Genomic DNA, 23,844 nt, shown 5'->3' with positions numbered 1-23,844 from the left:
GGCACGCGACGTACGTCACGTACGACCGGGGCTAGTCGATCCCGGGGCGGCGCGGGCCGCAGATTCCGGGGCGCAATACGGACATCTCGCCCGAACGCACGAAGATGGGTAGTACTCGGCATCATTGCCACCGTCCCGGGCTGGCGCTAACCATGTTTCTCGTAACGCCGAGAGCCTGCGGACTCCGCCAGAGCGGTGAGCGCGGCACTGACCCTCGGACCCCGAGACGCCACCGATGGCCATCTCCCCCTGCCACCAAGCCCTGGAAGAGGTCACCTCCGCATGCCCATGCCCCACTTCTCCCTGCCCCGAACCGCCCGCCTCACCCGCACGCACAAGATCTCCGCGGCGCTGGTGGCCTCCGCGAGCTGCGCAGCCGCCCTGGCCATGACCGCGGCGCCGAGCAACGCCGCGGCGCCCGCCGCGCACGCGTCGGCCGTGGTGAAGCCGGTCAGCGCCAACGGCCTGCCGGTCGCGGCGAAGGACAAGGCGACCACGGAGCAGAACCACGTGGTCACCGCGTCGGTGGCGGACCACCTGAAGGTGACCGCGCTCGACAAGCAGGGCCACGCCGCGCAGCAGGCCGCCAACCGCTCCGCGGAGCGTACGGAGATCGCCAAGGAGGCGCCGAAGGCCGCCCCCAAGGCCGCCGCGCCGAAGCAGTACGGCAACAACCTCGACGGCTGGATCCGCCAGTCCCTGGACATCATGAAGTCCAAGGGCATCCCCGGCAGCTACGAGGGCCTGCACCGCAACATCATGCGGGAGTCCAGCGGCAACCCCAACGCCATCAACAACTGGGACATCAACGCCCGCAACGGCATACCCTCCAAGGGCCTGCTCCAGGTGATCCAGCCCACCTTCAACACGTACCACGTGTCGGGCACGCCGCACGACCTCTACGACCCGGTGGCCAACATCACCGCCGCCGCCAACTACGCGGCGCACCGCTACGGCTCCATCGACAACGTCAACTCGGCGTACTGAGGCGGCTTTCCGCGCCGGGACTCCGTGACGGAGCACCCGGCCGGGACCTCGCGCCCCTGAGGCGCCCCCTGCCAACGGCAATGGCCCTGACCGCACTTCGCGGTCAGGGCCATTGCCGTTGGCGCGTGAGGTCAGTAGATGTGGCTGTGACGCGAGGGGCCGCCGAAGAGGACGTCCAGGAGGTGTCCGGCGAAGCGCAGGCCCGCGCGCTCCTTGGGGGTGAGGTGGCGTGCGTGACTGCCGTGCCGGTGGTCCTGGTGGTGGTCGGCGGGGGCCGCGGCGGCGACGCCGGTGGTGAGGAATCCCGCGACGAGCAGGCCGCTGAGCACGACGGTGGTGCGACGGAACATGAGCACTTCCCTACGGTGAGTGGCGGTTGTGCGTGGTTCCACTCTCGGGGACCCGCGGCGCCGCCGCCCTGCGACAGCCCCGACGCTGCTACGGATGGACCAGCGGCGCCGCCGCATCGATGAATCCGGGGGCGCGGCCCGCTCCCGATGCGCCCGGGGTCGCGAAGTACGGGGCGGCGATGGCCAATTCAGGGTGTGACCCAGGCAACTCGCAAGGGGTTCCGGAGGGGCTTTCGAGGGCCCCGGCAGGTGACGCCCGGCACGCGACGTACGTCACGTACGAGCCCGCCTAGTCGTTGCCGGAGCCGATCCGGCCCACGAACACGGGGTTCATAACCGCTCATTACGGACATCCCCGACCATCTCACGAAGAACGGTAGTACAGGGGGGCATTGCCACCCGCCGGGTCGGCCGTTAACTATGGATCCAGTCGCACCGAGAGCGCGCCGCACCTCCCGCCCCAAGGGCGAACGCGGCACTCAGCCTCCGGTTCGAACGCGCCAATGATGGCCGCCTCCCCGTAACCCGCACCTGGAAGAGGTCACCCCCGCATGCCCAGTTTCACCCTGCCCCGCGCTGCCCGGATCGCCCGCATCACCCGCACCCACAAGGTCGCCCTGGCCGTGCTCGCCGCCGCCGGCGCCACCACGGGCCTGGCCGCCACCGCGGCCCCGAGCACCGCCGCAGCAACGGCCGCGCACGCCCCCGCCGCGGTCGCCCCGGTGAACGCCAACGGGATGCCCGCCAAGGCCGACAGCGCCAAGGTCGAGCGTCCGGTCGCCGCCTCCGTCGCGGACCGCATCAAGGTCACCGCGGTCGCGAAGCAGGGCCACACCGCCGAGCAGGCCGCCAGCCGCTCCGCCGACCGCCCGGCCGCGCCGAAGAAGTACACCGACAACCTCGACGGCTGGATCCGCCAGTCCCTGGACATCATGAAGTCCAAGGGCATCCCCGGCAGCTACGAGGGCCTGCACCGCAACATCATGCGGGAGTCCAGCGGCAACCCCAACGCCATCAACAACTGGGACATCAACGCCCGCAACGGCATACCCTCCAAGGGCCTGCTCCAGGTGATCCAGCCCACCTTCAACACGTACCACGTGTCGGGCACGCCGCACGACCTCTACGACCCGGTGGCCAACATCACCGCCGCCGCCAACTACGCGGCGCACCGCTACGGCTCCATCGACAACGTCAACTCGGCGTACTGAGCCACCGTCGATGACGGACGAGACATCCGACCCGGCAGGGTCGCCATAGAAGCTGGCGAAGCGGCGACATGGCGCGTTCGCCGCTGAGCGGAGAGCGGGTCCCGGCACTGCCGGGGCCCGCTCGTCTCGTGCCACGGGCGCCGTGCGACGGCGCCGCGAACGCCGCCGGACGGGTGAGATGGCCCGGCCGGACGGCGGACCCCGGGCCCATCCAGCCATGGAACCTGGCATTTCAGCGTATAAGTCATTTCATCGGCAGAACCCTGCTCAAAAGCTGCCGAAACTGACTCAACCGAAGTCCTTCGGAGGCACGCGATGCCCTTGCGCAGATCCGCACCGGCCCGGCGGACGGTCCCCCTTGCGGCCGGCTCACTCGTCTCACTCGTCACTGTGCTCGCCCTGCCGCTCACGCTGCCCGGCACCGCCCTCGCGACGCCGGAGGTCGCCAAGACCCCCGCCCACCCCGAGCAGGACTGGATGGGGTCGACCATCGCCGCGCACGAGGGCATCGAGCAGGCCGCCACCTCGGAACCGCGCGGCGCCTGGCCCCGGAAGTCGGTGGCCGGCGTCGACGTCTCCAGCCACAACGGCAAGGTCGGCTGGGCGAAGCTGCGGCGCATGGGCGTGCGCTTCGCCTACGTCAAGGCCACCGAGGGCACCAGCTACAAGAACCCGTACTTCACCCAGCAGTACCGGGGCGCGTTCAACGTCGGCATGATCCACGGGGCGTACCACTTCGCGCTGCCGGACCACTCCAGCGGTGCCACGCAGGCGCGGTACTTCGCGCACCACGGCGGGGGCTGGTCGCGGGACGGCCGGACGCTGCCGGGCGCGCTCGACATGGAGTACAACCCCTACGGCGCGACCTGCTACGACAAGAGCCACGGCGCCATGGTCAGTTGGATCGCCGACTTCGTGCGCGCCTACCGGGAGGAGACCGGGCGGGACGCGGTGATCTACACCTCGACCAACTGGTGGAAGCGGTGCACCGGCAACTCCAGCCGGTTCGGCGGCAGCAACCCGCTGTGGATCCCCCGTTACGGCTCCTCCGTCGGGTCGCTGCCGGGCGGTTGGCGGTTCCACAGCATCTGGCAGCACACGTCCTCGGGACACACCGTCGGTGACCACAACCGGTTCAACGGTCCCCTCAGCAGGCTGAAGGTGATGGCCTACGGCGCGGACGACGACGACTGAACCGGCGGAGCCACCATGGGCCTGGCCACCACCGCATCGGCCGCGCCGATCCGCAGCGCGGCGTACAGCGGGGCGTGCGGCAGCGGTTACTCGGTCGTGAATTCCGTACCGGTCAGTGGAAAAGGCACGGTCTACCTCACGTACAGCGCGAAGACCGGGAAGAACTGTGTGGTGACGATCCGGAACAGTCCCGGAAAGCCGGTACTCGTCCACGCCGCGCTCGGACCGTCCGACCACAGTTCCGACCCCGTGTTCGACAGTGGGAAATACACCACGTACGCCGGCCCGGTCCATCTGGCGGCGAAAGGGCGGTGTGTGGACTGGGGTGGGGCCGTCGAGGCGGTGAGCGTGAGCGTCACCGGCTCCAACTGCGGCCGGCTGGCGCCGGGGGTCGTGGTCCGGCACTGACCGTGTTTCTCGCCAAGTCACCTATGAACAAGCGTAGTTGAGTGACAGGGAGGCGGCGGGTCAGTATCCGGTGGGTCGCACCAGGCCCGTCTCGAAGGCGAAGACGGCGGCCTGGGTCCGGTCGCGCAGTCCCAACTTGACCAGGATGCGGCCCACATGGGTCTTCACCGTCTGCTCGGCCACCACCAGGCGCTCGGCGATCTCCGCGTTGGACAGGCCCTGGGCGATCAGCGACAGCACCTCGGTCTCCCGTTCGGTCAGCCCCGCCGCCCGGTCCTTGAGCGGCGCGCGCGGGGCGCCGGACATCCGGGAGAACTCCGCGATCAGGCGCTTGGTGATGCTGGGGGCGAGGAGCGCGTCGCCGGCCGCCACCACCCGCACCGCCTGGGCGAGTTCCTCGGCGGAGGCGTCCTTCAACAGGAAGCCGGAGGCACCGGCACGCAGCGCCTCGTAGACGTATTCGTCGAGGTCGAAGGTGGTCAGGACGAGGATCTTGACGGTGGCGTCCGCCGGTTCGGTGAGCCGGCGGGTGGCGTCGATGCCGCCGAGTCCGGGCATCCGGATGTCCATCAGGACGACGTCGGGGGCGAGTTCGGCGGTCTTGGCGACGGCGTCGTGGCCGTCCACCGCCTGGCCGACCACCTCGATGCCCGGTTCGGCGTCGAGCAGCACCGTGAAGCCCTGCCGGACCATCTTCTGGTCGTCCGCGATCAGGACGCGGACGGCGGGGGTGGTGGCGGGGGTCGTCATCGTCGGGTGTCCTCGGCGTCGTCGGAGGGGGCGGCGGGGGCGATCGGGGTGGTGGGGGCGGCGGCCGGGAGGATCGCGGTGACCTCGTAGCCGCCGTCGGGGGTGGGGCCGGTGGCCAGTTCGCCGCCGAGCATCGTGGTGCGTTCGTGCATGCCCAGCAGGCCGTGGCCGGCGCCCGGGGAGGGCGGTGCGGGGCGCGCGGGGACGGTGTTGGTGACGCGCAGGGCGACCCGGTCCGGGTGGTAGCCGAGCGCGACGTGGACGGCGGCGCCGGGAGCGTGCCGCATCGCGTTGCTGAGCGCCTCCTGGACGATCCGGAACGCGGACAGTTCGGTGCCGGGCGAGAGCGGCCGCGGTGTGCCGGTGGTGTCGACGGTGACCGTGACGCCCGCGCCGCGCACGTTGCCGACGAGTTCGTCGAGCCGGTCGAGGGTGGGTTGCGGGGCGTGCCGGGTCCCCTCGGGACCGGAGTCCGCGGAGCGCAGGACGTCCAGGACCCGGCGGAGTTCGGTCAGGGCCTCGACGGCGTTCTGGCGGATGCCGCGGAGGTTCTCCTTGAGTGCGTCGGAGGGGTTCTCGGCCAGGTGGGGGGCGACCTGGGCCTGGATGGAGATCACCGACATGTGGTGGGCGACCACGTCGTGGAGTTCGCGGGCGATCCGGCTGCGCTCCTCCAGGACCGTGCGGCGGGCGCGTTCCTCGGCGGTGAGCCGTTCCTGGACGACGAGTTCGGTGCGGGCCTTCTGGCGGCCCCGCAGCAGGGCGCCGACCAGGGCGCACACCGCGAGCACCAGGGCCGAGACGTCGTCGTCGCGGAAGCCGCCGTCGGCGAGCCCGTTGGCGAAGGCGCCGGCCAGGACGCCGAGCACCAGCATCTCGGCGGTGGCGCGGGGCCGGACCCGCAGCGCGACGAGGAACAGCACCGCCGCCTGGATCGGCATCCCGGTCCGCTGCCAGGGCGGATCGACGAACGGGTCGAACCGGACCGCCGCGTGGGAGCCGACCACCAGCACCGCCGCGGTCGCCGCCCACCAGGCCAGGACCGGCCGGTACAGCGCGAGGATCGGTGCCGCTGCCTGGATCCCCGCGATGAGGACGGCGATCGCCATACCCATCCCGTACTGGAACGCGTAGGCGTTGGCGTTGCCGGCGAGCAGGACGACCCCGAGCACCAGCAGCGGGACGATGATCGCCGGTCGCCAGTCGAGCCAGCCGGGCCGCCGGCCGCCGATCGGCAGCGGCTCCCGGGCCGCCCCGGTCCACAGGTCGTCGCGCAGGTGCCGGGGCAGCGCGCGCAGGGCCGCCGTGAGCCGGTCGGCCGTGATCCCCCTCTTCACGGGATGCACCTTAGGCACGGGGCGTCACCGCCGTGCGGGCAGGGTGGCGTTCCCGGAGGTCCGGCCCGGTGCCGTCCGGTGCCCGTCCGGGCCGGTGCGGGGCGCCCGGCCGGCGGTGCTCGTACGCGGCGAACGCGGCCCAGCACAGGAGCAGCACGGCCGCGAAGACCGGCAGCCAGGCGAGCCGGGCGAGGATCCAGGCGGCGGCGTCGGGGGCGGTGTGCAGGCCGGGCAGCGGGCCGGCCAGGAACCAGGCGGTGGCGGTGACGGCCATCATCGCGGTCTGGTGCCAGAGGAAGACGGTCATCGCGGAGAGGTTCAGCAGGGCCACCGCGGCCCAGGCCGCGGGGCGCCGCAGGGCCCGGTTGAGCGGGTCGTGCAGCAGCAGCGCGGCGCCGCACTGGGCGAGGCCGAAGGTGACGGCGGCCAGGGTGGGCGGGTTGAGGTTGGAGACCGTGGCGCCGGGGACCCCGACCATGGCGGCGGGGTAGCCGGCGAGGAGGACCAGGGCGGCGGTGGCCGCGGTGCCGCCGAGCAGCAGCGCCCAGCCGGTCGCGCGGCGGTGTGCGGCGCCGCGGGCCCGGGCCGCGCCCAGGCAGTACGGGACGAGCCAGCCGGCGGGGAGGTTGAGCCAGCCGAGCCAGGCGGGTCCGTCCAGGCCGAAGCGGAGGACGTCGACGAGGACGACGACGGCGCACGGCCACGCGGGGTGCAGGCGGGCGGTCAGTGGCGTGGCCGCGGTGAGGGCGGCGAAGACCAGCAGGAACCACAGCGGCGACAGCACCAGTTTGTCCAGGGTGTGGACGGTGTCCAGGCCGACGCCGGCGGCGAGCATCGCGACGGTGGCGACGGCCCAGACCGCGAGGACGGCGGCGACCGGGCGGAAGAGTCGGCCGAGACGGGCGTGCAGCCAGTGCCGGTAGCGGGTACCGCGGGCGCGGGCCGTGGCGTGACTGCGGGCGGCGACCTCGCCGCCGACCAGGAAGAACACCGCGAGGGTCTGGAACAGCCAGGAGATCGGGGCGAGTTGGGGCATGCCTTGCAGGGGGCTGGCGCCGTGCAGGGTGCCGCTGTCGGCGACCAGGGCGGTGACCAGCCAGTGGCCGAGGACCACGCCGAGGATGGCGCAGGCGCGCAGGGCGTCGGTGGCCCGGTCCCGGTCGGGCGGGGTGGCGGCGTCGATGCGGTGGACGAGGGCGGCCGCGGCGGCCCGTGGGGCGTCAGGCACCGTGGGCCTCCCGGGCGGTGCGCCGCGGGGCGGCGGTCGGGTCCGGAGTCGTGAGCGGGGTCGAGCCGGCGGCGATCCGGGCGAGGTTCGCCAGGGACGGGGTGCCGGGCGTCAGGTAGTCGCTGTGGCCGCCGGTGCCGGCCGGGAAGACGCGGGCGCCGAACTCCGGGGAGACCGGGTCGGTGCCGAAGCCGAGGGTGGTGGTGGGGAGCGGGAGGCGGACGTGCGGGACGTCGGCGATCCAGTCGTCGGCGCCGCGGCCGGCCCAGACGGTGGCCCGGGTGTGCAGGTCCGCGGCGGTGTCGACGCCGGTGCCGGGGCTGCCGTAGAAGACGAGGGCGTCTGCGGGCACGTCGTGGGCGGCCCGGCCGCAGACCACGGCGCCGTAGGAGTGGCAGAGCAGGGTGATCCGGGCGTGCGGTTCGGCTTTCCTCAACTCCGTTATGAAGGCGCTGAGTTGGGGGGCGGCTTCGTCGGCGCGGGTAGTGGTGGCGGCGGCCGGGCTGACGGTGGCGGGAGTGGAGTAGCCGAGCCAGGCGAGGACGGCGGGGTGGCCTTCGGGTTGGCGGGCGAGTTGCTGTTGGAGTGCCTGGGCGCCGTTGCGGAAGCGCGGGTAGGTGTCGAGGCCGGTGTCCGCGCCGGGGACCAGGACGGCGATCCGGTCGGCGCGGGCGAGGTCGCCGTAGACCTCGGTGCTGCGGCCGCCGTCGCGACCGTCGAAGGTGAGGAAGTGCCGGGCGGGGGTGGCCATGGCGTGCAGGGCGGCGGCCCGTCGGTGGTCGCCGTGGGCGGCGGCGGTGCGCTCGGCCGCCCGGACGTCGGCGCGGGTGGCGGCGTACCGGCGTTCCAGGGCGGCGGGGTCGGTGTCGTGCAGCGGGCCGAGGGCGGTGGGGGGCGGCGCGGGGACCGCGGCGGGGCGGGCGGCGCCGGACACCGGGACGGCCACCGAGGCGGTGACCAGCGCGGCGAGCAGGGTGCGGGTCAGGCGGCTTCTGCGCGGATGCGGCGCCATGGTGGGTGGTCCTTCCGTACCGAGGTGCTGAGGAGGTTGCGGCACAGAAGGTAGAAAGCGCGGTGGGTAATCGGCGTCCCGCCAGGGGGGCGACTCCCGCCGTAGCCCTCAGGTATGACGGGTAGGGGGTGGGCGGGTGGTGACGGAGGGTCAGCCGGTGTGGGGCGGTGGGCCGGTGCTCTGCCGGGGTTCCAGGTGCGGGAGTTCGCCCTCGACGGTGCGGGGCGGACCGCCGTCGAGGAGGGCGAGGAGTTCGGCGGCGGCGAGCCGGCCGAAGCCCGCGGTGTCGCGGACCAGCGCGGTGAGCGGGGGGTGGGCGACGCGGCACAGCGGGGAGTCGTCCCAGGCGACGACGGAGAGCCGGCCCGGTACGGGGATGCCGCGGGCGGCGGCGACGGCGGCGCCGGCGAAGGCCATCACGTCGTTGTCGTAGATGATCGCGGTGGGCGGGTCGGCGGCGTCGAGGAGGCGGCGGGTGGCCTCGGCGCCCTCCGCGTCGGAGTAGTCGGTGGTGACCGAGCGGACCCGCTGCGCGTCGAGGCCGCGCCGGGCGGCCGCGGTGCGCAGGGAGTGGATCCGGCGGGCGGTGTGGGCGAGGTCGGGCAGGCCGGCGACGTGCACGATGCGGCGGTGGCCGAGGTCGTGCAGGTGGTCGAGGACCCGGGTCATGGCCTTGGCGTCGTCGGCCCAGACGGTGGACAGCAGCGGCGCGGTGGGCGGTGGTCCGGTGGGTTGGGGGGTGGCCGGGCCGCCGATGGCGACGGCGGGGAGGCCGAGGTCGGCGAGGAGCGCGGGGCGGGGGTCGGCGGTGCGGGGGTCGACGACGAGGACGCCGTCCACGCGGCGTTCGGCCCACCAGCGGCGGTAGAGCGCGCACTCGGTGTCGAGGTCCTCGACGACCTGGAAGAGCAGCGCGGTGCGCCGGGCGGAGAGCACCTCCTGGATGCCGGAGACGAGTTGGAGGAAGAAGGACTCCACACCCAGGGTGCGGGCCGGGCGGGCGAGCACCAGGCCGAGGCAGCCGGCGCGTTCGCCGGAGAGGGCGCGGGCGGCGATGTTGGCCTGCCAGCCCAACTCGTCGGCGACCCGGCGGATCCGGGCGCGGGTGTCCGCGGAGACGCCCGGGCGGTCGTTGAGGGCGAAGGACACCGCGCTCTCGGAGACCCCGGCCCGTCGGGCGATGTCCTTGATGGTCGGGCGGCGCGCCGGCTTGCGGCGGGCGGCCTCACCGGGCGCTGTCATCGCGGGCTCCTCCCGGCCGAACCATGGGTGCGGACAGTCTGATCAGGGCGGCGGGGACTGTCAAACAATGGCCGGACGGTTCTCCGCGACGGTGGGAAAAACCCTTCGTGGCAGGGGTGTTGACACCTACTAAATCGCATTAGTAGCGTCTGCCGCGTCGCGATCCGGGAGCCTGGAAACCGTGTGGCAGAACCGGATCCCGCGCTGCAATGGCCTTCGTGGAGATTTCTGGTCCGAGCACTTCAGAGCACTTCAGCCAAGGAGCCGGCCATGCCTCGTGATTCCCGTCGGAGACTCGTCGCCCACGCGGTCCTCGCCGCTTCGGCGCTCGCGCTGTCCGCGTGCGGCGCCTCGGGCGGTGGTGGGGGTGACGGCGGCGCGGAGGGGAAGGTGACGGGTCAGGTCACCTTCCAGACGTGGAATCTGAAGGCGCGTTTCCAGAAGTACTTCGACGGGGTCATCAGGGATTTCGAGAAGAAGTACCCGGGCACCGAGGTGAAGTGGGTCGATCAGCCGGCCGAGGGATATCCGCAGAAACTGAGTGCGGATGCGGCGGCGGGCACCCTGCCCGATGTGGTCAACGTGTCGCCGGACCTCGCCTATCCGCTGGCGAAGGCCGGATTGGCGCTCGACATCGACAAAGCCGCCGGGAAATACCGGGCCGAGTATCTGGACGGGGCCTGGAAGAGCCAGGAGATGCCGGGGATGCCGGGCGTCTACGCCTTCCCGTGGTACCTCAACACCGGCCCGATGTTCTACAACAAGGCGCTGTTCCGTCAGGCCGGGCTCGATCCGGCGAAACCGCCGACCACCTACGACGCGCTGTTCGCCGACGCGCTGACCATGGCGCGGAACAGCGGCCGGAAGATCGCGATGCTGGCCGGGACGCCGTCGATCGAGGACTTCGGGCGGTACGGGGTGCGGCTGATGGACGACCGCGGCACCGCGTTCACCTTCAACGAGCCCAAGGGCGTGCGGCTGCTCACCCGCTACAAGGAGCTCTACGCGGCCGGCGCGTTGGACTCCCAGGCGCTGACCTCCGTGGCCGAGTCGGCGGGGCGGAAGTTCGAACAGCAGTCGGTGGCGATGAATCCGGGCAGCGCGCTGGACCTGGAGAACTTCAAACGGGATGCGCCGGGCCTCTACAAGAACGTCGGGATCACCGATGCGGTGAACAACACCGGCAAGGCCAACATGTACGTGCAGGGCCTGATGGTGAACGCGCAGAGCAAGGTCAAACCGGCCGCGGTCGCCTTCGCGCACTTCGTGACGGACCGGCAGCACCAAATGGCGTTCGCGCGGCAGGTCACGGTGTTCCCCAGCACGCAGGGGGCGTTGGACGATCCGTACTTCACCAAGCAGGACGGTACGGATGCCACGCGGGTGCGGGTGGCGGCGGCGAAGTCCCTGAAGACCGCGGTGAATTACACCCCGGTGGTGCTCAGTGACCAGATGAAGACGGTGCTGCGCAATGCCGTCGCCCGGGCCTTGCAGGGAAAGCAGAGCCCGCAGGCGGCATTGGATTCCGCGGTGGCGGAATGCGATCGCCTGCTGAAGACCGGCTGAGGCCGAAAATGGGGATGCGGAAGTCCGCACCGGGCGGTCGTGCCCGCGAACGCGGCGACGGTACGGCGATCCGTCCGCACCTGCCGACCAGTCCCTGGCTGTTCCTCGCGCCCGGGCTGCTGGTGGTCGGCGGATTCAGCCTCTATCCGTTCGTCAGCACGGTGGCGCACTCCTTCACCGATGCCCGGACGCTGACCGTCGGGCAGTTCACCGGTGGCGCCAATTACCAGGAGATGCTGCACGACCCGATGTTCTGGACGGGGCTGCGCAACAGCGCGCTGTACGTGCTGGGCGTGGTGCCGCCACTGGTGGTGCTGCCGCTGTTGCTGGCGCTGCTCGTCCGGCGCAGCGTGCCGGGGATCGCCTTCTTCCGGGCCGCGTTCTACCTCCCGGTGGTCGCCTCGGTGGTGGTGGTCGGACTGATCTGGGTGTGGTTGCTGGACGACCGGGGGCTGATCAACGCGCTGTTGGGGGTGTTGGGGTTCGGCCGGGCCGGTTTCCTCAGTGATCCGTGGCTGCTGCTGCTCAGTGCGATGGCGGTGACGGTCTGGAAGGGCCTCGGCTACTACATGATCATTTATCTGGCGGCGTTGACGCAGGTGCCGCGGGAGTTGCACGAGGCGTGCGCGGTGGACGGGGCCGGTGCGGTGCGGCGTTTCCTGACCGTCACGGTGCCGGCGGTGCGTTCCACGATGGTACTGGTGGCCGCGCTGTCCGCGGTCAACGCCTTCAAGGTGTTCTCGGAGGTGTACCTGATGGCCGGGGCGACCGGCGGGCCCGGTGGGGAGGACACCACGCTGGTGATGCTCGTCCAGCAGGCCGGCACCGGACTCAGCGGCCGGGTCGGGTACGCCTCGGCGCTGTCGGTGGTGGTGTTCGTGCTGACGCTCGGGCTGATGCTGCTGGTGCTGCGCGCCAACCGCGGGGAGGACCGATGACGGGGCCGGGCCGGCGCGGGCGGCGCAGGCGCAAGGGCCCGCTGGTGGTCCGCTACCTGCTGCTGCTCGTGGTGCTGGCGCTGACCGTCGGCCCGTTCCTGTGGCAGCTCTCGACGTCCCTCAAGGGCCCGGGCGAGGACATCTACCGCTATCCGCCGAGCCTGGTGCCGGAGCATCCGACGCTGGCCAACTACGCGGCGGTGGGGCGGGTGATCCCGGTCTGGGACTTCGCCCTGAACTCCGTGAAGGTGGCCGTCGCCAACGTGCTGACGAACTGTGCGGGTGCCGCGTTGGCCGGGTACGCGCTGGCCCGGCTGCGGTTCCGCGGTCGGCGGTGCGCCGTGGTGGTGTTCGTCATGGCGATGCTGGTGCCGGTCGAAAGCATCATGATCGCCCAATTTATGACGATGCGTCAGCTACAGTTGAACGACACCCTGCTCGGCGTGGTGCTACCCGGCTGCATCGGCGCGATGAACGTACTGCTGATGCGCAACGCCTTCGCCGCACTGCCGTACGAGGTCGAGGAGGCGGCGTACGTGGACGGCGCCCATGCCTGGCAGCGGTTCGTCCGGATCGCGTTGCCGTCGGTCAAGGGCACCCTCGCGGTGGTCGCGGTCTTCGCGTTCATGGGGGCCTGGGACGACTTCCTGTGGCCGCTGATCGTGCTGAGCGACCAGTCGAAGTTCACCCTGACCGTCGGCCTGAACTACCTGCACGGCACCTTCGCCAACGACCAGCGCCTGGTGGCGGCCGGCTCCGTGATCGCCGTCCTCCCCCTGATCGTGCTTTTCGCCTGTCTCCAGCGTTACTTCTTCCGCGGCGTCGGAGAGGGCGCCGTCAAGGGCTGATGCCACCCCACCCGGAAGGACGGGACCGTTCATGCCGGTACCCCACGAACCGCGCCGGATCCGCTTCGGCGTCAACTACACCCCCAGTCAGGGCTGGTTCCACCACTGGCTGGACTTCGACCCGGACGCGGTGCGCGCGGACCTGGACGCCCTGGCCGCCCTCGGGCTGGACCACGTCCGCGTCTTCCCCCTGTGGCCGCTGTTCCAGCCCAACCGCACGCTGATCCGACCGCGCGCCGTCGAGCAACTGGTGCAGTTGGCCGACGCGGCGGCCGAGCGCGGGCTGGACGTCGCGGTGGACGGCCTCCAGGGCCACCTGTCCAGCTTCGACTTCCTGCCCGCCTGGACGCAGACCTGGCACCGCCGCAACCTCTTCACCGACCCGGAGGTGCTCGCCGGCCAGGAGGAGTACCTGCGGACCCTGGCCGCCGCGCTCGCCGACCGGCCCAACTTCCTCGGGATGACCCTCGGCAACGAGATCAACCAGTTCGCCGACGCCCCGCACCCCGACCCGGACCGCATCACCGGCGCGCAGGCGGCTGCCTGGCTCACCCGGATGCTGGCCGCCTGCGAGCGGGGCGCACCGGGCCGGACGCACCTGCACGCCGCGTACGACGCCGCCTGGTACCAGGACGGCCACCCCTTCACCCCCGCGCACGCCGCCCGGCTCGGCGCGATGACCGCGGTGCACTCCTGGGTGTTCAACGGGACCGCGCAGCGGCACGGGCCGACCGGCGTCGCCACCGAGCAGCACGCCGCGTACCTCGTCGAGCTGTCCAAGGCGTGGGCCCTCGACCCGCACCGCCCGGTGTGGCTCCAGGAGGTCGGCGCCCCCGCCCCGCACGTCCCCGAGGACCGCGCGGCCCGCTTCGCCACGGCCACCGTCGCCAACGCCCTGGACTGCCCGGACGTCTGGGGCGTGACCTGGTGGTGCGCGTACGACGTGGCACGGTCACTGGCGGACTTCCCCGAGTTGGAGTACGGGCTGGGCCTGCTCACCGAGGACCGGGCGGTGAAGCCGGTCGGGCGGGCCCTCGCCGAGGCGGCGGCCCAGTGGCGGGACCGTCCGCACCGACCGCCGGTGCGCTCCACCGCGCTGGTCGTGGACGCCGGGGATGCCGAGGGGGCGCCCCACCGGTCGGTGTGCGCACCCGGTGGCCCGGTCTTCGAAGCCTGGGCGGAACTGGCCGCCCGCGGCGCCCGCCCCACCGTGGTGTTGTCCCAACTTGCCGACGACACAGCTCATCTGACGGCCCGTGGGATCACTGATGTGTACACCCCCGAGGAGGTGGCGCCGCGATGACCGCGCCCCCTCCTCCCGCTCCCCCGCACCGCCCCTCTCCCCGACGTCTGGAGCCGCAGAACCATGCATGACGATCGCGCACTGGTCGAAGCCCGCCTCAAGCGGGTCCTCGACGAACGCATCCGGCCGGCGCTGTACCCGGAGTCGGTGCCGCTGGAGGTGGCCGCCTGGGTCGCGCCGGGTGAGCCGGTGCCGGTGGCCGAGGGGTTGGCGGCCCGACACACCCCGGTGGCGGTGGGGGACGCCTGGGGCGCACCGTGGGCGACGACCTGGTTCCGGGTGCGCGGCACGGTGCCGGCGGCGTGGGCGGGGCGCACCGTGGAGGCGGTGCTGGACCTGGGGTTCGACGAGCGGATGCCGGGGTTCCAGTGCGAGGCGCTGGTGTACCTGGCGGACGGGACGCCGGTCAAGGGCCTCAACCCGCGCAACCAGTGGGTGCGGGTGGGGGCGCCGGTGCGCGGCGGCGAACGCGTCGAGTGGCATCTGGAGGCGGCGTCCAACCCGGTCATCCTCGGCGTCCCCCCGTTCCAGCCGACGGCGCTGGGCGACCCGGAGACCGCGGGCGGCGAGCCGCAGTACCGGCTGGCGCGGATGGACCTGGCGGTGTTCGACACCGAGGTGTGGGAGCTGATCCTGGACCTGGAGGTGCTGGGCGAGCTGATGGCGGAACTGCCGGTGGACGGCCCGCGGCGCTGGGAGGTGCTGCGGGCGGTGGGCCGGGCGCTGGACGTGCTCGACCTTCAGGACGTGAACGGGACGGCCGCGGCGGCGCGCCGGCAGTTGGCCGGGGCGCTGGCGGCGCCGGCGGCGGCGTCCGCGCACCGGATCAGCGCGGTGGGGCACGCGCACATCGACTCCGCGTGGCTGTGGCCGCTGCGCGAGACGGTCCGCAAGGTGGCCCGGACGACGGCGAACATGACGGCCTTGCTGGCCGACGAACCGGAGTTCGTCTACACCATGTCGCAGGCGCAGCAGTACGCCTGGATCAAGGAGCACCGGCCCGAGGTGTACGCCAAGGTCAAGCAGGCGGTCGCGGAGGGCCGGTTCGTCCCGGCGGGCGGGATGTGGGTGGAGTCGGACACCAACATGCCCGGGTCGGAGGCGATGGCCCGTCAGTTCGTCTACGGCAAGCGCTTCTTCCTGGAGGAGTTCGGGGTCGAGAACGACGAGGCGTGGCTGCCGGACACCTTCGGCTTCGCGGCCGGTCTGCCGCAGATCATCAAGGCGGCCGGGTCGAAGTGGCTGCTGACGCAGAAGATCTCCTGGAGCCAGGTGAACTCCTTCCCGCACCACACCTTCCGCTGGGAGGGCATCGACGGCACCCGGATCTTCACCCACTTCCCGCCGGTGGACACCTACAACTGCCAACTCTCGGGCGCCGAACTCGCCCATGCCGCACGGAACTTCAAGGAGAAGGGCACGGCGCGGCACTCCCTGGCACCGACCGGCTGGGGCGACGGCGGCGGCGGCACCACCCGCGAGATGGTCGCCAAGGCGCGCCGGCTGAAGAACCTGGACGGTTCACCGACCGTGCACTGGGAGAAGCCCGGCGACTTCTTCGCGAGGGCGGCGGTGGAGTACCCCGACGCACCGGTGTGGGTGGGCGAGCTCTACCTCGAACTGCACCGCGGGACGCTCACCAGCCAGGCCCGCACCAAACGCGGCAACCGCCGCAGCGAACACCTGCTGCGGGAGGCCGAACTGTGGTCGGCGACCGCCGCCGTCACCACCGGATTCCGTTATCCGTACGCGGAGTTGGAACGGCTCTGGAAGACCGTCCTGCTGCACCAGTTCCACGACATCCTGCCCGGTTCCTCCATCGCCTGGGTGCACCGCGAGGCGGAGCGCACCTACGCCGCGGTCGCCGCGGAGTCGGAGGAGCTGATCGGTGCCGCGCTGACGGCCCTGGCCGGCGCAGGCGACCGGCGGCTGGTGGCGAACTCCGCGCCGCACGCCCGGTCCGGGGTGGCGGCGGGGGCGATCGCGCCGCCGGTGGGCGAGGGCGCCCCGGTGACCGCCGGGCCGCGCCCCGGCGGCGGCTTCGTCCTCCAGCACGACCTGCTGCGGATCGAGGTCGACGAGCGGGGCCTGGTCGTCTCGGCGTACGACGTGACCGCCGAGCGGGAGGCCGTCGCGCCCGGCACGGCGGCGAACCTGCTCCAGATCCATCCGGACTTCCCCAACATGTGGGATGCCTGGGACGTCGACGCCTTCTACCGCGAGGTGGTCACCGACCTGACCGAGGCGGACGAGGTGGCGCTCGTCGCGGCGACCGCGGACGCCGCGACGGTGCGCGTGGTGCGGCGCTTCGGCGGGTCGCGGGCGGTCCAGACGCTGACGCTGACGCGTGGACAGCGGCGGCTGGACGTCGACACCGAGGTGGACTGGCACGAGACCGAGAAGTTCCTCAAGGCCGCGTTCCCGCTGGACCTGCACGCCGAGCGGTACGCGGCGGAGACCCAGTTCGGGCACCTGTACCGGCCGACCCACACCAACACCAGCTGGGAGGCGGCGAAGTTCGAGGCGTGCGCGCACCGGTTCGTGCACGCCGCGGAACCGGACTGGGGCGTGGCACTGGTCAACGACGCGACGTACGGGCACGACGTCACGCGCACCGTCCGGGAGGGCGGGACCGAGGGCGAGCGCGGCACGACGACGACGATCCGGCTGTCCCTGCTGCGCGCCCCGCGCTTCCCGGACCCGGAGACCGACCAGGGCACCCACCGCTTCCGGTACGCGCTGGTCCCGGGCGCGACCCTCGGGGACGCGGTGCGCGAGGGGCACCGGATCAACCTGCCGGAGCGGGCGGTCACCGGGTCCGGTGCGGTGGCTCCGCTGGTCTCGGTGGACGACGCGGCGGTGGTGGTCACCGCCGTCAAGCTGGCCGACGACCGCAGCGGCGATCTGGTGGTGCGGCTGCACGAGGCCCGCGGCGGGCGCGCCCGCCCCACCCTGACCTGCGGGTTCACGCTGGTCGAGGCGGTCGCCACGGATCTGCTGGAACGTCCCGTCGAGGACGGTCCGGCCCTGGAACGGCAGGGCGACGCGGTGCGGATGGCGCTGCGGCCGTTCCAGATCGTGACGCTGCGACTGCGCCGGACGGCGGAAGGCCGGTCGGTCGGCTGATCGGGCGGGGTGCGGCCGGGCGGCTCAGCCGGGGTCGGCGGACGGCGTGCGGGCGTCGCGGCAGGCACCGCGACGGACCGCCTGCCGCCGGTCCCGGCCGGTGCCGCGGCCGCGGCCGCCGGGTCGCGGCCCGGCGGCCGCGGGCGCCTGCCGACCGGGGTCCCGACAGGGGTCCAGCCCGAGCATGTCCATCAGCAGGGACAGGTCCGCCGCGTCCCGTGCGCGGCCGGCCAGCGCCCTTCTGGCGAGCCGTCGCTCCTGCGCACCGGGCACGCCGCGGGGGGCGGTGTCATCGGCACTGCGCTGTTCATCGGTCACCGCTGCATTCTCGGCCGGACCGGCTCGGAGTGCCCGTCGAACGGGCCGATGGGCGCACGACGGAACCGCCGGCGGTCAAATCGACTCTTTATGGTCACTTGCACTTGATCGTCATGGTCACTCGCATGTGATCGTCCAGTAGCGGAGTCACCGTTGAAACACCCTTACGCCCGCGCGTTCACGGCCGTCGTCGTCGCGTCCTGCGCCGCCCTGCTCGCCGGCTGCTCGGAGAACGGCAACCCGGTCGATTTCAACGCCGGAGCGCCGGGCAGCGCGGCCACCCCGGTCAAACCGGTCGACCAGGACACGCGGATGCCCACCGGGCCGAAGAGCGAGTTCCGGATCACCCGCACCTTGGACGACGGCACCCACATAGCCAGGACCACGCTCAAGGGCGCGAAGTCCGGGGTCACCGGAAGCGTCTGGGTGTGGGCCCCGAAGGAATACCAGGAAGCCAAATACGCCAAGAGCGGATTTCCGGTACTGATAGCCCTGCCCGGCGGTCTGGGCAGCCCGCAGGACAAGGACGGCGTGACCAATTACTGGGTCGGCGGCGACATCAAATTGCAGGAGAACCTCACGAAGTGGACCACGGAGGGCAAGAGCCTGCCGTTCCTCGTGGTGATGCCGATGCTCAATCCGGACACCCGCTACCACGACGGCAGTGACATTCCCGGTCAGCAGAAGATGGGCACCTGGCTGACCGACGACGTCGTCGATCTGGTCAAGGCCAATTTCCGCACCTTCGGATCCCGCGACGGCTGGGCTTTCATGGGTTCGTCCTCGGGCGGTTTCGCGGGCCTGAAGTCGGTGCTGAAGCACCCGGACAAGTTCAAGGCGGCGATAGCCAGCGGCCCGGACATCGTGCCGGATTCGCCGATGTGGGCCGGCCACCAGAAGGAGAAGGACGCCAACAATCCGGAGAAGCTCGCGGCGGGCCTGTTGAGGAAGGGCGGACCGGAGGTCTATCTCGCGTTCCAGGCCGGCAGCAAGGAAGGCGCCGCGGTGCTCAATCCGATACACCGCTTCCGGGCGAAGTACGGCAAGGGACCGATCCACACCGCGCTCCAGATAATCCCAGGCGGCCGGCACAATGCGTGGGATTACCAGAAGGGCATGGACGCCAGTTCCATGAAATTCATCAGCGACCAGTTGAAGGCCCCGATTCCCAGCGGCTCCTGATGCAGATCGGCCGTTCGGGGGTGATCCTGGTGACGAGGGGGGTCGCGCTGAGGAGGACGATCCATGTCCGTACTGGACAAGCTCAAGGAACTGCTCAAGGGCCACGAGGAACAAGCGGGTAAGGGCGTCGACAAGGCCGGTGACTACGTCGACGAGCGCACCCAGGGGAAGTACCAGAGCCAGGTCGACACCGCGCAGGACAAGCTCAAGGAGCAGCTCGGCGGGACGGACCGGGACACGGACCGGCCGCCGCAGTGAGGCGGTGATCCCGCGCGCTTGCGGTCCGCCCCTCCCGACCCGGGACGAGGAAGCGGGTCGGGATTAGGCTGACCGGATGATCACCTCGTCCGCCAGGCTCGCCCCCGACGTCCTGATGCGCCCCGCCGAGCTGGCGGACGCGGCCGGGTTCTCCCGGTCCTACCTGCGCAACCTCGACCACCTCCGCCCCACCGAACCGCAGCGCGCGGACGGGTTCTACACCCCGGCCGGTCAGGCGGAGCGGCTCGCGGTGCAGTTGGCGGAGCGGGACGCCGGTCGGGTGATGCCCTGGGTCCTGGTCCGCGAGCCGGACGGCGGATCCGCGGAGTCCGGGGAGCCGGACGTGGTCGGTGCGATCACCCTGTCCCAGATCACCTACGGCCCGCTGCGCAGCGCCAGCGTCGGTTACTGGATCGACGTCGGCCAGCTGCGCCGCGGGCTCGCCGCCGCCGCGCTGGGGGCGGCGTGCGCGGCGGCCGACCGGGAACTCGGCCTGCACCGGCTGGAGGCCGGCACCCTGGTGGACAACGTCGCCTCGCAGCGGGTGCTGACCGGCTGCGGGTTCACCCCGTACGGCACCGCGGAGAAGTTCCTCCACATCGACGGCGCCTGGCGGGACCACCGGCTGTTCCAGAGGATCCTCAACGACTGCCACCCGTAGCGGCGGCGCGTCGTGCGGCGGCGCCCGCCCCCTGCGCGGGGGCGGGCGCCGTCCCGTGCGGCCGGGGCCGTGCTCACGAGGAGGTCAGCACCCGGATCTTCTCCGCCTGCGGGCCCTTCTGGCCCTGCGTGACCTCGAAGCTGACCTTCTGGCCCTCCAACAGCTCGCGGTAGCCGGTCGCGTCGATGTTGGAGTAGTGCGCGAAGACGTCGGCGCCGCCGTCGTCCTGCGCGATGAAGCCGAAGCCCTTTTCCGAGTTGAACCACTTCACCGTGCCCGAAGCCATGTTGCGTCTCCTTCGCTCTCTGGGCTCGAATCGGCTCCCGCACCGCGCGGAATCCGGAGGTGATCGCCTGGCCCGGAGACGTACCGGACAGCAAGAACGCCCGTGAATGCGACACGGGCGCCCGGCACTTCGGAACCACGACAGCTGATCAGGACGCTACACCGACCGGGCCCACCAGTCACCACAAATCATGGCAAACGCGTCATCCTTCACCGGGCAAGGCCACACCGCGTCCTCCGTATCCCCGACCGATCGGACGGATGTACGACGCCGGGGAGGGGCCTGTCAGGAGGCCGGTCCGTCGTCCGCGGGGCCGGCCGGCCGCCGGCGGCGCCACCACAGCGCGGTGCCCAGCCCGGCCAGTGCGATCACTCCGGCGGCGGAGAAGGACCACAGGACCACGTCGCCCGTACGGCCGCCGGTCCGCGCCGCCGCGGCCTGGTGCAGCGCGGTGGTCGGGGCGTGGTGGGCCGCCTGCGCCGTTCCGGGGTCCTTCGGGTCGGGGGCCGGGGCGGGCAGCGCACCGACCGCAGCGGCCCGGGGCGCGGCGGCGAACCCCCAGTCCAACAGGGCCCGGGCTTCCTCGTAGACCGCGTTCTCGGCACCGGACTGCGGGTTCATCGCGGTGACCAGCAGGGTCCGGTGGCCGCGCCGGGCGGCGGCGACCAGGGTGTTCCCGGCGTGGCTGGTGTAGCCGTTCTTGACCCCGATCAGGCCGTCGTACGGCGTCACGCCGTGCGAGCCGACCAGCAGCCGGTTGGTGTTCTGCAGGCCGGACGCGTCCGGGCCGCCGTCCTCGGGGAAGCGGGCGGTCTTCGTGGCCGCGAAGTTGGCGAAGTCCCGGTTGGTCAGCCCGGCCTGGCCGAAGAGCGAGAGGTCGTAGGCGGAGGAGAACTGGCCGGGCGTGTCGAAGCCGTCGGCGGATTCGACCCTGGTGTCCCGCGCGCCCAGTCGGTCCGCGGTGGCCTGCATGTCGTCGATGGTCTTGCCCCAGCCGCCGTTCATGGCGGCGAGGGCGTGCACCGCGTCGCTGCCGGAGCTGAGGAAGACGCCGCGCCACAGGTCGGCGACCCGGTACGGCATGTCCTCCTGCACGCCGGCGAGCGAACTGCCGGCCTCGATGCCGGCCAGGTCCGCGGCGGAGACGGTGTGGACCGTCCCCTGGGCGAACCTCGGCAGCAGCGTCAGCGCGAACAGTGTCTTGAGGGTGCTGGCCGGCGGCAGCGGACGGTGGGCGTCCTTGGACGCGAGGATCCGGTGGGTGCCCAGGTCCGTCACGACCCAGGACAGGGCCGAGACCCGCGGTGGCGCGGGGACCCCCGGGCGCGGCAGGAACTGCACTCCGCGCTCGTCGAGCAGGTTCGCGGCCGGGGCCGGTGGCGCGCCGCGCAGGTCGTCGACGCCGTTGGGGCCGTCGGCGACCACCGGGCCGCACAGGGCCAGCATGCTCGCGGTGCAGACGGCTGCTGCGGTCAGGGCTCTGACGGGGGACCAGGTCGCTGTCGACATGTGGCCACGCTAAGAACGCCGCGGGCCGCGCGCCGGTTGGCCTACTCCATACGGTTCCCGGCCGCACCGCCGGCGGGAGCGCCGGGCCGAGGGCCAGGGGTCGGCCCCGCCCTGCTACGCGGACCGTCGGGTGCCGCGCGGTACCGGGCGGGCCCGGTCGGCGCCGAGCAGTGGTGCGTGCAGATCCCCGTAGCGCGCGCGGCGACCGGCGATCTCGCCGAAGAGGAAGGTGAGTTGGCCCGGCTGGGTGCAGGCGGCGACCTCGTCCCAGGTGACGGGGGTGGACACGGTCGGCAGGGGGCGGGCCCGCAGCGTGTAGGCGGTCGCGGTGGTCTTGGCCGCGGCGTTCTGCGAGAAGTCGATGAAGACCTTGCCCGGCCGCAGCGCCCGGGTCATCTTGTGCGTGACCAGCTCGCCGAGGGCGACGCCGGCCTCGACCGCCAGCGTCCGGGCGTAGGCGGTGGTGCGGTCGGCGGGGGTGGGTTCGACGGGCACGACGAGGTGCAGCCCCTTGGAGCCGCTGGTCTTGGCGTAGGCGTCGAGGCCGTCCGCCGCCAACCGGTCGCGCAACCACCGGGCGGCGGTGCAGCACTCCACGATGGTGGCGGGGGCGCCCGGATCCAGGTCGAAGACCAGTCGGTCGGCCACGCCCGGCGCGCCGCAGGTCCATTGCGGGGTGTGCAGTTCGACGACGAGGTTGGCGGCCCAGACCAGCGAGGCGAGGTCCTGGAGGAGCACCTGCCGGGCCGGCCCCGACCTCGAATGGGGTACCTCGCAGCTCTTCACCCAGGAGGGCGCGCCGGGCGGCACGTTCTTGGTGAAGAAGCGCTGGCCGTCCGGCCCGTCGGGGTAGCGCAGGAAGGACACCGGACGGTCGTGGAGGTGCGGGAGCAGCACGTCCGCGGTGGTGGTGCAGTAGTGCAGCACCTCACCCTTGGTGGTGCCGGTCTCGGGATAGAGGACCTTGTCCAGGTTCGTCAGCGAGAGGCGCCGCCCCTCCACGACGGTGATCGGCGACATACCATGAAGAATCCCACATGAGGTGCGCACCATGCGATCTATCTGGAACGGGTCCATATCGTTCGGCCTGGTCACCATCCCGGTGAAGACCTACAGCGCCACCGACCGCACCTCGTCGGTCTCCTTCGTCCGCATCCACGAGAAGGACGGCGCCCCGATCCAGTACCGCAAGGTCTGCGAGCTGGACGGCCAGGAGGTGCCGAACGAGGAAGTGGGCAAGGGCTACCAGCCGCCCGGCGACGACGCGGTCGTGCCGATCACCGACGAGGACCTGTCCCGCCTGCCGATGCCGACCGCCAAGACGCTGTCGATCCTCTCCTTCGTGGACCCCGGCGAGATCGACCCGCTCCAGTTGGACAAGGCGTACTACCTCGGCCCCAACGGCGCCTCCGCCACCAAGCCCTACGCCCTGCTCCGCGAGGCGCTGGAGCACCACGCGAAGGTGGCGATCGGCAAGGTGGCGATGCGCGGCCGGGAGACCCTCGCCATGCTGCGGGCGCACGACGGGGCGCTGCTGATGCACACCCTGCTCTGGCCGGACCAGATCCGCTCCGCGGACGGCGTCGCGCCGGAGGCCGTCACGGTCCGCGAGAACGAGATGAAGCTCGCCGAGACGCTGATGGACGCGCTGGGCGAACTGGACCCGGCCGAACTCCACGACGACTACCGCGAGGCGGTGGAGGAACTCGTCGCCGCCAAGCGGGAGGGCGGCACCCCGGCGGCCCCCGACGCCTCCGCCGCGCCCGGTGCACAGGTCATCGACCTGACGGCGGCGTTGGAACGGAGCGTGCGGGCGGTCCGGGGCGGCGGCCGCGAGGACGCCGGGGACGCTTCCGTCACCCCGCTCCGGGGCCGCGGTCCGACCCGCGAGAAGACCGCCGCGAAGACCGCCGCGAAGACCGCCCCCCGGGCGAAGGGCGACGGCGGGCGGACGGGTCGCACGTCCGCCGCGAAGAAGGCCGGCGGCGGCACGGCCGGCGGCGGCAAGAAGACCGCCGGGAAGGCGACCGCCGAGAAGACCGCGACCGGCCGGAGCACGAGCGGGAAGACCGCGGCCGAGAAGCCGTCGCGGGCGAGGCGCACGAAGAAGCCCAGCGCGTCCTGACCGTG

General features: G+C 72.1%; 23 protein-coding genes. 13 read left to right on the top strand and 10 right to left on the bottom strand.

What is annotated here, in order from left to right:
• Nucleotides 1–288 precede the first annotated feature (288 nt).
• Nucleotides 289–987 (top strand): transglycosylase SLT domain-containing protein, encoded by a 699-nt coding sequence (locus ACJ6WD_RS09380; protein ID WP_233659076.1) that lies wholly within the window; start codon nucleotides 289–291, stop codon nucleotides 985–987.
• A gap of 131 nt (nucleotides 988–1,118) precedes the next feature.
• Here ACJ6WD_RS09380 and ACJ6WD_RS09375 read toward each other — a convergent pair whose 3' ends face one another.
• On the bottom strand, nucleotides 1,119–1,337 hold the full coding sequence (locus tag ACJ6WD_RS09375; RefSeq protein ID WP_233658973.1) for a hypothetical protein: 219 nt from the start codon (nucleotides 1,335–1,337) through the stop codon (nucleotides 1,119–1,121).
• Between the two features lie 551 nt (nucleotides 1,338–1,888).
• Between ACJ6WD_RS09375 and ACJ6WD_RS09370 the strand changes: the two genes are divergently transcribed.
• The 3 genes from ACJ6WD_RS09370 to ACJ6WD_RS09360 all read left to right on the top strand — a co-directional run bounded on the left by ACJ6WD_RS09370 (nucleotide 1,889) and on the right by ACJ6WD_RS09360 (nucleotide 4,150).
• Entirely contained in the window at nucleotides 1,889–2,548 is a 660-nt protein-coding gene (locus tag ACJ6WD_RS09370) for a transglycosylase SLT domain-containing protein (RefSeq protein ID WP_407615500.1), read from the top strand.
• A gap of 315 nt (nucleotides 2,549–2,863) precedes the next feature.
• A complete protein-coding gene (locus ACJ6WD_RS09365; protein ID WP_016574238.1) occupies nucleotides 2,864–3,742 on the top strand; it encodes a lysozyme in 879 nt (292 codons plus the stop codon).
• A 15-nt stretch (nucleotides 3,743–3,757) separates the two neighbouring features.
• Nucleotides 3,758–4,150 (top strand): spore-associated protein A, encoded by a 393-nt coding sequence (locus ACJ6WD_RS09360; RefSeq protein WP_407615499.1) that lies wholly within the window; start codon nucleotides 3,758–3,760, stop codon nucleotides 4,148–4,150.
• A gap of 60 nt (nucleotides 4,151–4,210) precedes the next feature.
• On the opposite strand, the gene ACJ6WD_RS09355 is transcribed toward ACJ6WD_RS09360, so the two are convergent.
• The 5 genes from ACJ6WD_RS09355 to ACJ6WD_RS09335 all read right to left on the bottom strand — a co-directional run bounded on the left by ACJ6WD_RS09355 (nucleotide 4,211) and on the right by ACJ6WD_RS09335 (nucleotide 9,719).
• A complete protein-coding gene (locus ACJ6WD_RS09355; RefSeq protein ID WP_233658970.1) occupies nucleotides 4,211–4,900 on the bottom strand; it encodes a response regulator transcription factor in 690 nt (229 codons plus the stop codon).
• Complete coding sequence (locus ACJ6WD_RS09350) at nucleotides 4,897–6,237, bottom strand: sensor histidine kinase (RefSeq protein ID WP_407615498.1); 1,341 nt, start codon at nucleotides 6,235–6,237, stop codon at nucleotides 4,897–4,899. Before ACJ6WD_RS09350 ends, ACJ6WD_RS09355 begins: the two co-directional genes overlap by 4 nt.
• A gap of 10 nt (nucleotides 6,238–6,247) precedes the next feature.
• Nucleotides 6,248–7,465: an acyltransferase gene (locus ACJ6WD_RS09345; RefSeq protein ID WP_233658968.1), complete on the bottom strand. Its 1,218-nt coding sequence runs from the start codon at nucleotides 7,463–7,465 to the stop codon at nucleotides 6,248–6,250.
• Nucleotides 7,458–8,477, bottom strand: coding sequence for an alpha/beta hydrolase (locus tag ACJ6WD_RS09340; protein WP_233658967.1), 1,020 nt, complete (start codon nucleotides 8,475–8,477; stop codon nucleotides 7,458–7,460). The genes ACJ6WD_RS09345 and ACJ6WD_RS09340 overlap by 8 nt, the downstream gene beginning before the upstream one ends.
• Before the next feature lie 150 nt (nucleotides 8,478–8,627).
• Nucleotides 8,628–9,719, bottom strand: coding sequence for a LacI family DNA-binding transcriptional regulator (locus ACJ6WD_RS09335; protein ID WP_233658966.1), 1,092 nt, complete (start codon nucleotides 9,717–9,719; stop codon nucleotides 8,628–8,630).
• Between the two features lie 270 nt (nucleotides 9,720–9,989).
• Between ACJ6WD_RS09335 and ACJ6WD_RS09330 the strand changes: the two genes are divergently transcribed.
• From ACJ6WD_RS09330 to ACJ6WD_RS09310, 5 genes are all read left to right on the top strand, one after another.
• Nucleotides 9,990–11,285, top strand: a complete 1,296-nt coding sequence (locus ACJ6WD_RS09330) for an extracellular solute-binding protein (RefSeq protein ID WP_407615728.1) — start codon at nucleotides 9,990–9,992, stop codon at nucleotides 11,283–11,285.
• Nucleotides 11,286–11,299: 14 nt separating this feature from the next.
• Complete coding sequence (locus ACJ6WD_RS09325; protein WP_376446668.1) at nucleotides 11,300–12,223, top strand: carbohydrate ABC transporter permease; 924 nt, start codon at nucleotides 11,300–11,302, stop codon at nucleotides 12,221–12,223.
• Nucleotides 12,220–13,071: a carbohydrate ABC transporter permease gene (locus tag ACJ6WD_RS09320; protein WP_331248837.1), complete on the top strand. Its 852-nt coding sequence runs from the start codon at nucleotides 12,220–12,222 to the stop codon at nucleotides 13,069–13,071. The genes ACJ6WD_RS09325 and ACJ6WD_RS09320 overlap by 4 nt, the downstream gene beginning before the upstream one ends.
• A gap of 31 nt (nucleotides 13,072–13,102) precedes the next feature.
• Nucleotides 13,103–14,374, top strand: a complete 1,272-nt coding sequence (locus ACJ6WD_RS09315) for a glycosyl hydrolase (RefSeq protein ID WP_407615497.1) — start codon at nucleotides 13,103–13,105, stop codon at nucleotides 14,372–14,374.
• Between the two features lie 63 nt (nucleotides 14,375–14,437).
• On the top strand, nucleotides 14,438–17,500 hold the full coding sequence (locus ACJ6WD_RS09310; RefSeq protein ID WP_407615496.1) for an alpha-mannosidase: 3,063 nt from the start codon (nucleotides 14,438–14,440) through the stop codon (nucleotides 17,498–17,500).
• A gap of 24 nt (nucleotides 17,501–17,524) precedes the next feature.
• Here ACJ6WD_RS09310 and ACJ6WD_RS09305 read toward each other — a convergent pair whose 3' ends face one another.
• Nucleotides 17,525–17,818 carry a hypothetical protein gene (locus ACJ6WD_RS09305; RefSeq protein WP_331248840.1) on the bottom strand — a complete coding sequence of 98 codons (294 nt, stop codon included), beginning with the start codon at nucleotides 17,816–17,818 and terminating at the stop codon, nucleotides 17,525–17,527.
• 153 nt (nucleotides 17,819–17,971) lie between these two features.
• On the opposite strand from ACJ6WD_RS09305, the gene ACJ6WD_RS09300 reads away from it, so the two are divergent.
• From ACJ6WD_RS09300 to ACJ6WD_RS09290, 3 genes are all read left to right on the top strand, one after another.
• Nucleotides 17,972–19,000 (top strand): alpha/beta hydrolase-fold protein, encoded by a 1,029-nt coding sequence (locus ACJ6WD_RS09300; RefSeq protein WP_331248841.1) that lies wholly within the window; start codon nucleotides 17,972–17,974, stop codon nucleotides 18,998–19,000.
• A gap of 63 nt (nucleotides 19,001–19,063) precedes the next feature.
• Entirely contained in the window at nucleotides 19,064–19,258 is a 195-nt protein-coding gene (locus ACJ6WD_RS09295; protein WP_016576349.1) for an antitoxin, read from the top strand.
• Nucleotides 19,259–19,334: 76 nt separating this feature from the next.
• Nucleotides 19,335–19,919 (top strand): GNAT family N-acetyltransferase, encoded by a 585-nt coding sequence (locus tag ACJ6WD_RS09290; RefSeq protein WP_407615495.1) that lies wholly within the window; start codon nucleotides 19,335–19,337, stop codon nucleotides 19,917–19,919.
• 73 nt (nucleotides 19,920–19,992) lie between these two features.
• On the opposite strand, the gene ACJ6WD_RS09285 is transcribed toward ACJ6WD_RS09290, so the two are convergent.
• The 3 genes from ACJ6WD_RS09285 to ligD all read right to left on the bottom strand — a co-directional run bounded on the left by ACJ6WD_RS09285 (nucleotide 19,993) and on the right by ligD (nucleotide 22,734).
• Nucleotides 19,993–20,205 carry a cold-shock protein gene (locus tag ACJ6WD_RS09285; protein ID WP_016576347.1) on the bottom strand — a complete coding sequence of 71 codons (213 nt, stop codon included), beginning with the start codon at nucleotides 20,203–20,205 and terminating at the stop codon, nucleotides 19,993–19,995.
• 285 nt (nucleotides 20,206–20,490) lie between these two features.
• A complete protein-coding gene (locus tag ACJ6WD_RS09280; RefSeq protein WP_233658958.1) occupies nucleotides 20,491–21,714 on the bottom strand; it encodes a D-alanyl-D-alanine carboxypeptidase family protein in 1,224 nt (407 codons plus the stop codon).
• 114 nt (nucleotides 21,715–21,828) lie between these two features.
• Nucleotides 21,829–22,734 (bottom strand): non-homologous end-joining DNA ligase, encoded by a 906-nt coding sequence (gene ligD, locus ACJ6WD_RS09275; protein ID WP_331248843.1) that lies wholly within the window; start codon nucleotides 22,732–22,734, stop codon nucleotides 21,829–21,831.
• Between the two features lie 31 nt (nucleotides 22,735–22,765).
• Here ligD and ACJ6WD_RS09270 point away from each other — a divergent pair, with 31 nt between their 5' ends.
• Nucleotides 22,766–23,839, top strand: coding sequence for a Ku protein (locus ACJ6WD_RS09270; RefSeq protein ID WP_407615494.1), 1,074 nt, complete (start codon nucleotides 22,766–22,768; stop codon nucleotides 23,837–23,839).
• Nucleotides 23,840–23,844: the final 5 nt, after the last annotated feature.

Source organism: Streptomyces sp. VTCC 41912 (assembly GCF_045799175.1).
In the GTDB taxonomy this organism is placed as follows: Bacteria; Actinomycetota; Actinomycetes; order Streptomycetales; family Streptomycetaceae; genus Streptomyces; species Streptomyces albulus_C.
The sequence above is the reverse complement of the archived record's forward strand: the minus strand, read 5'-3'. Positions and strand labels throughout refer to the sequence as shown.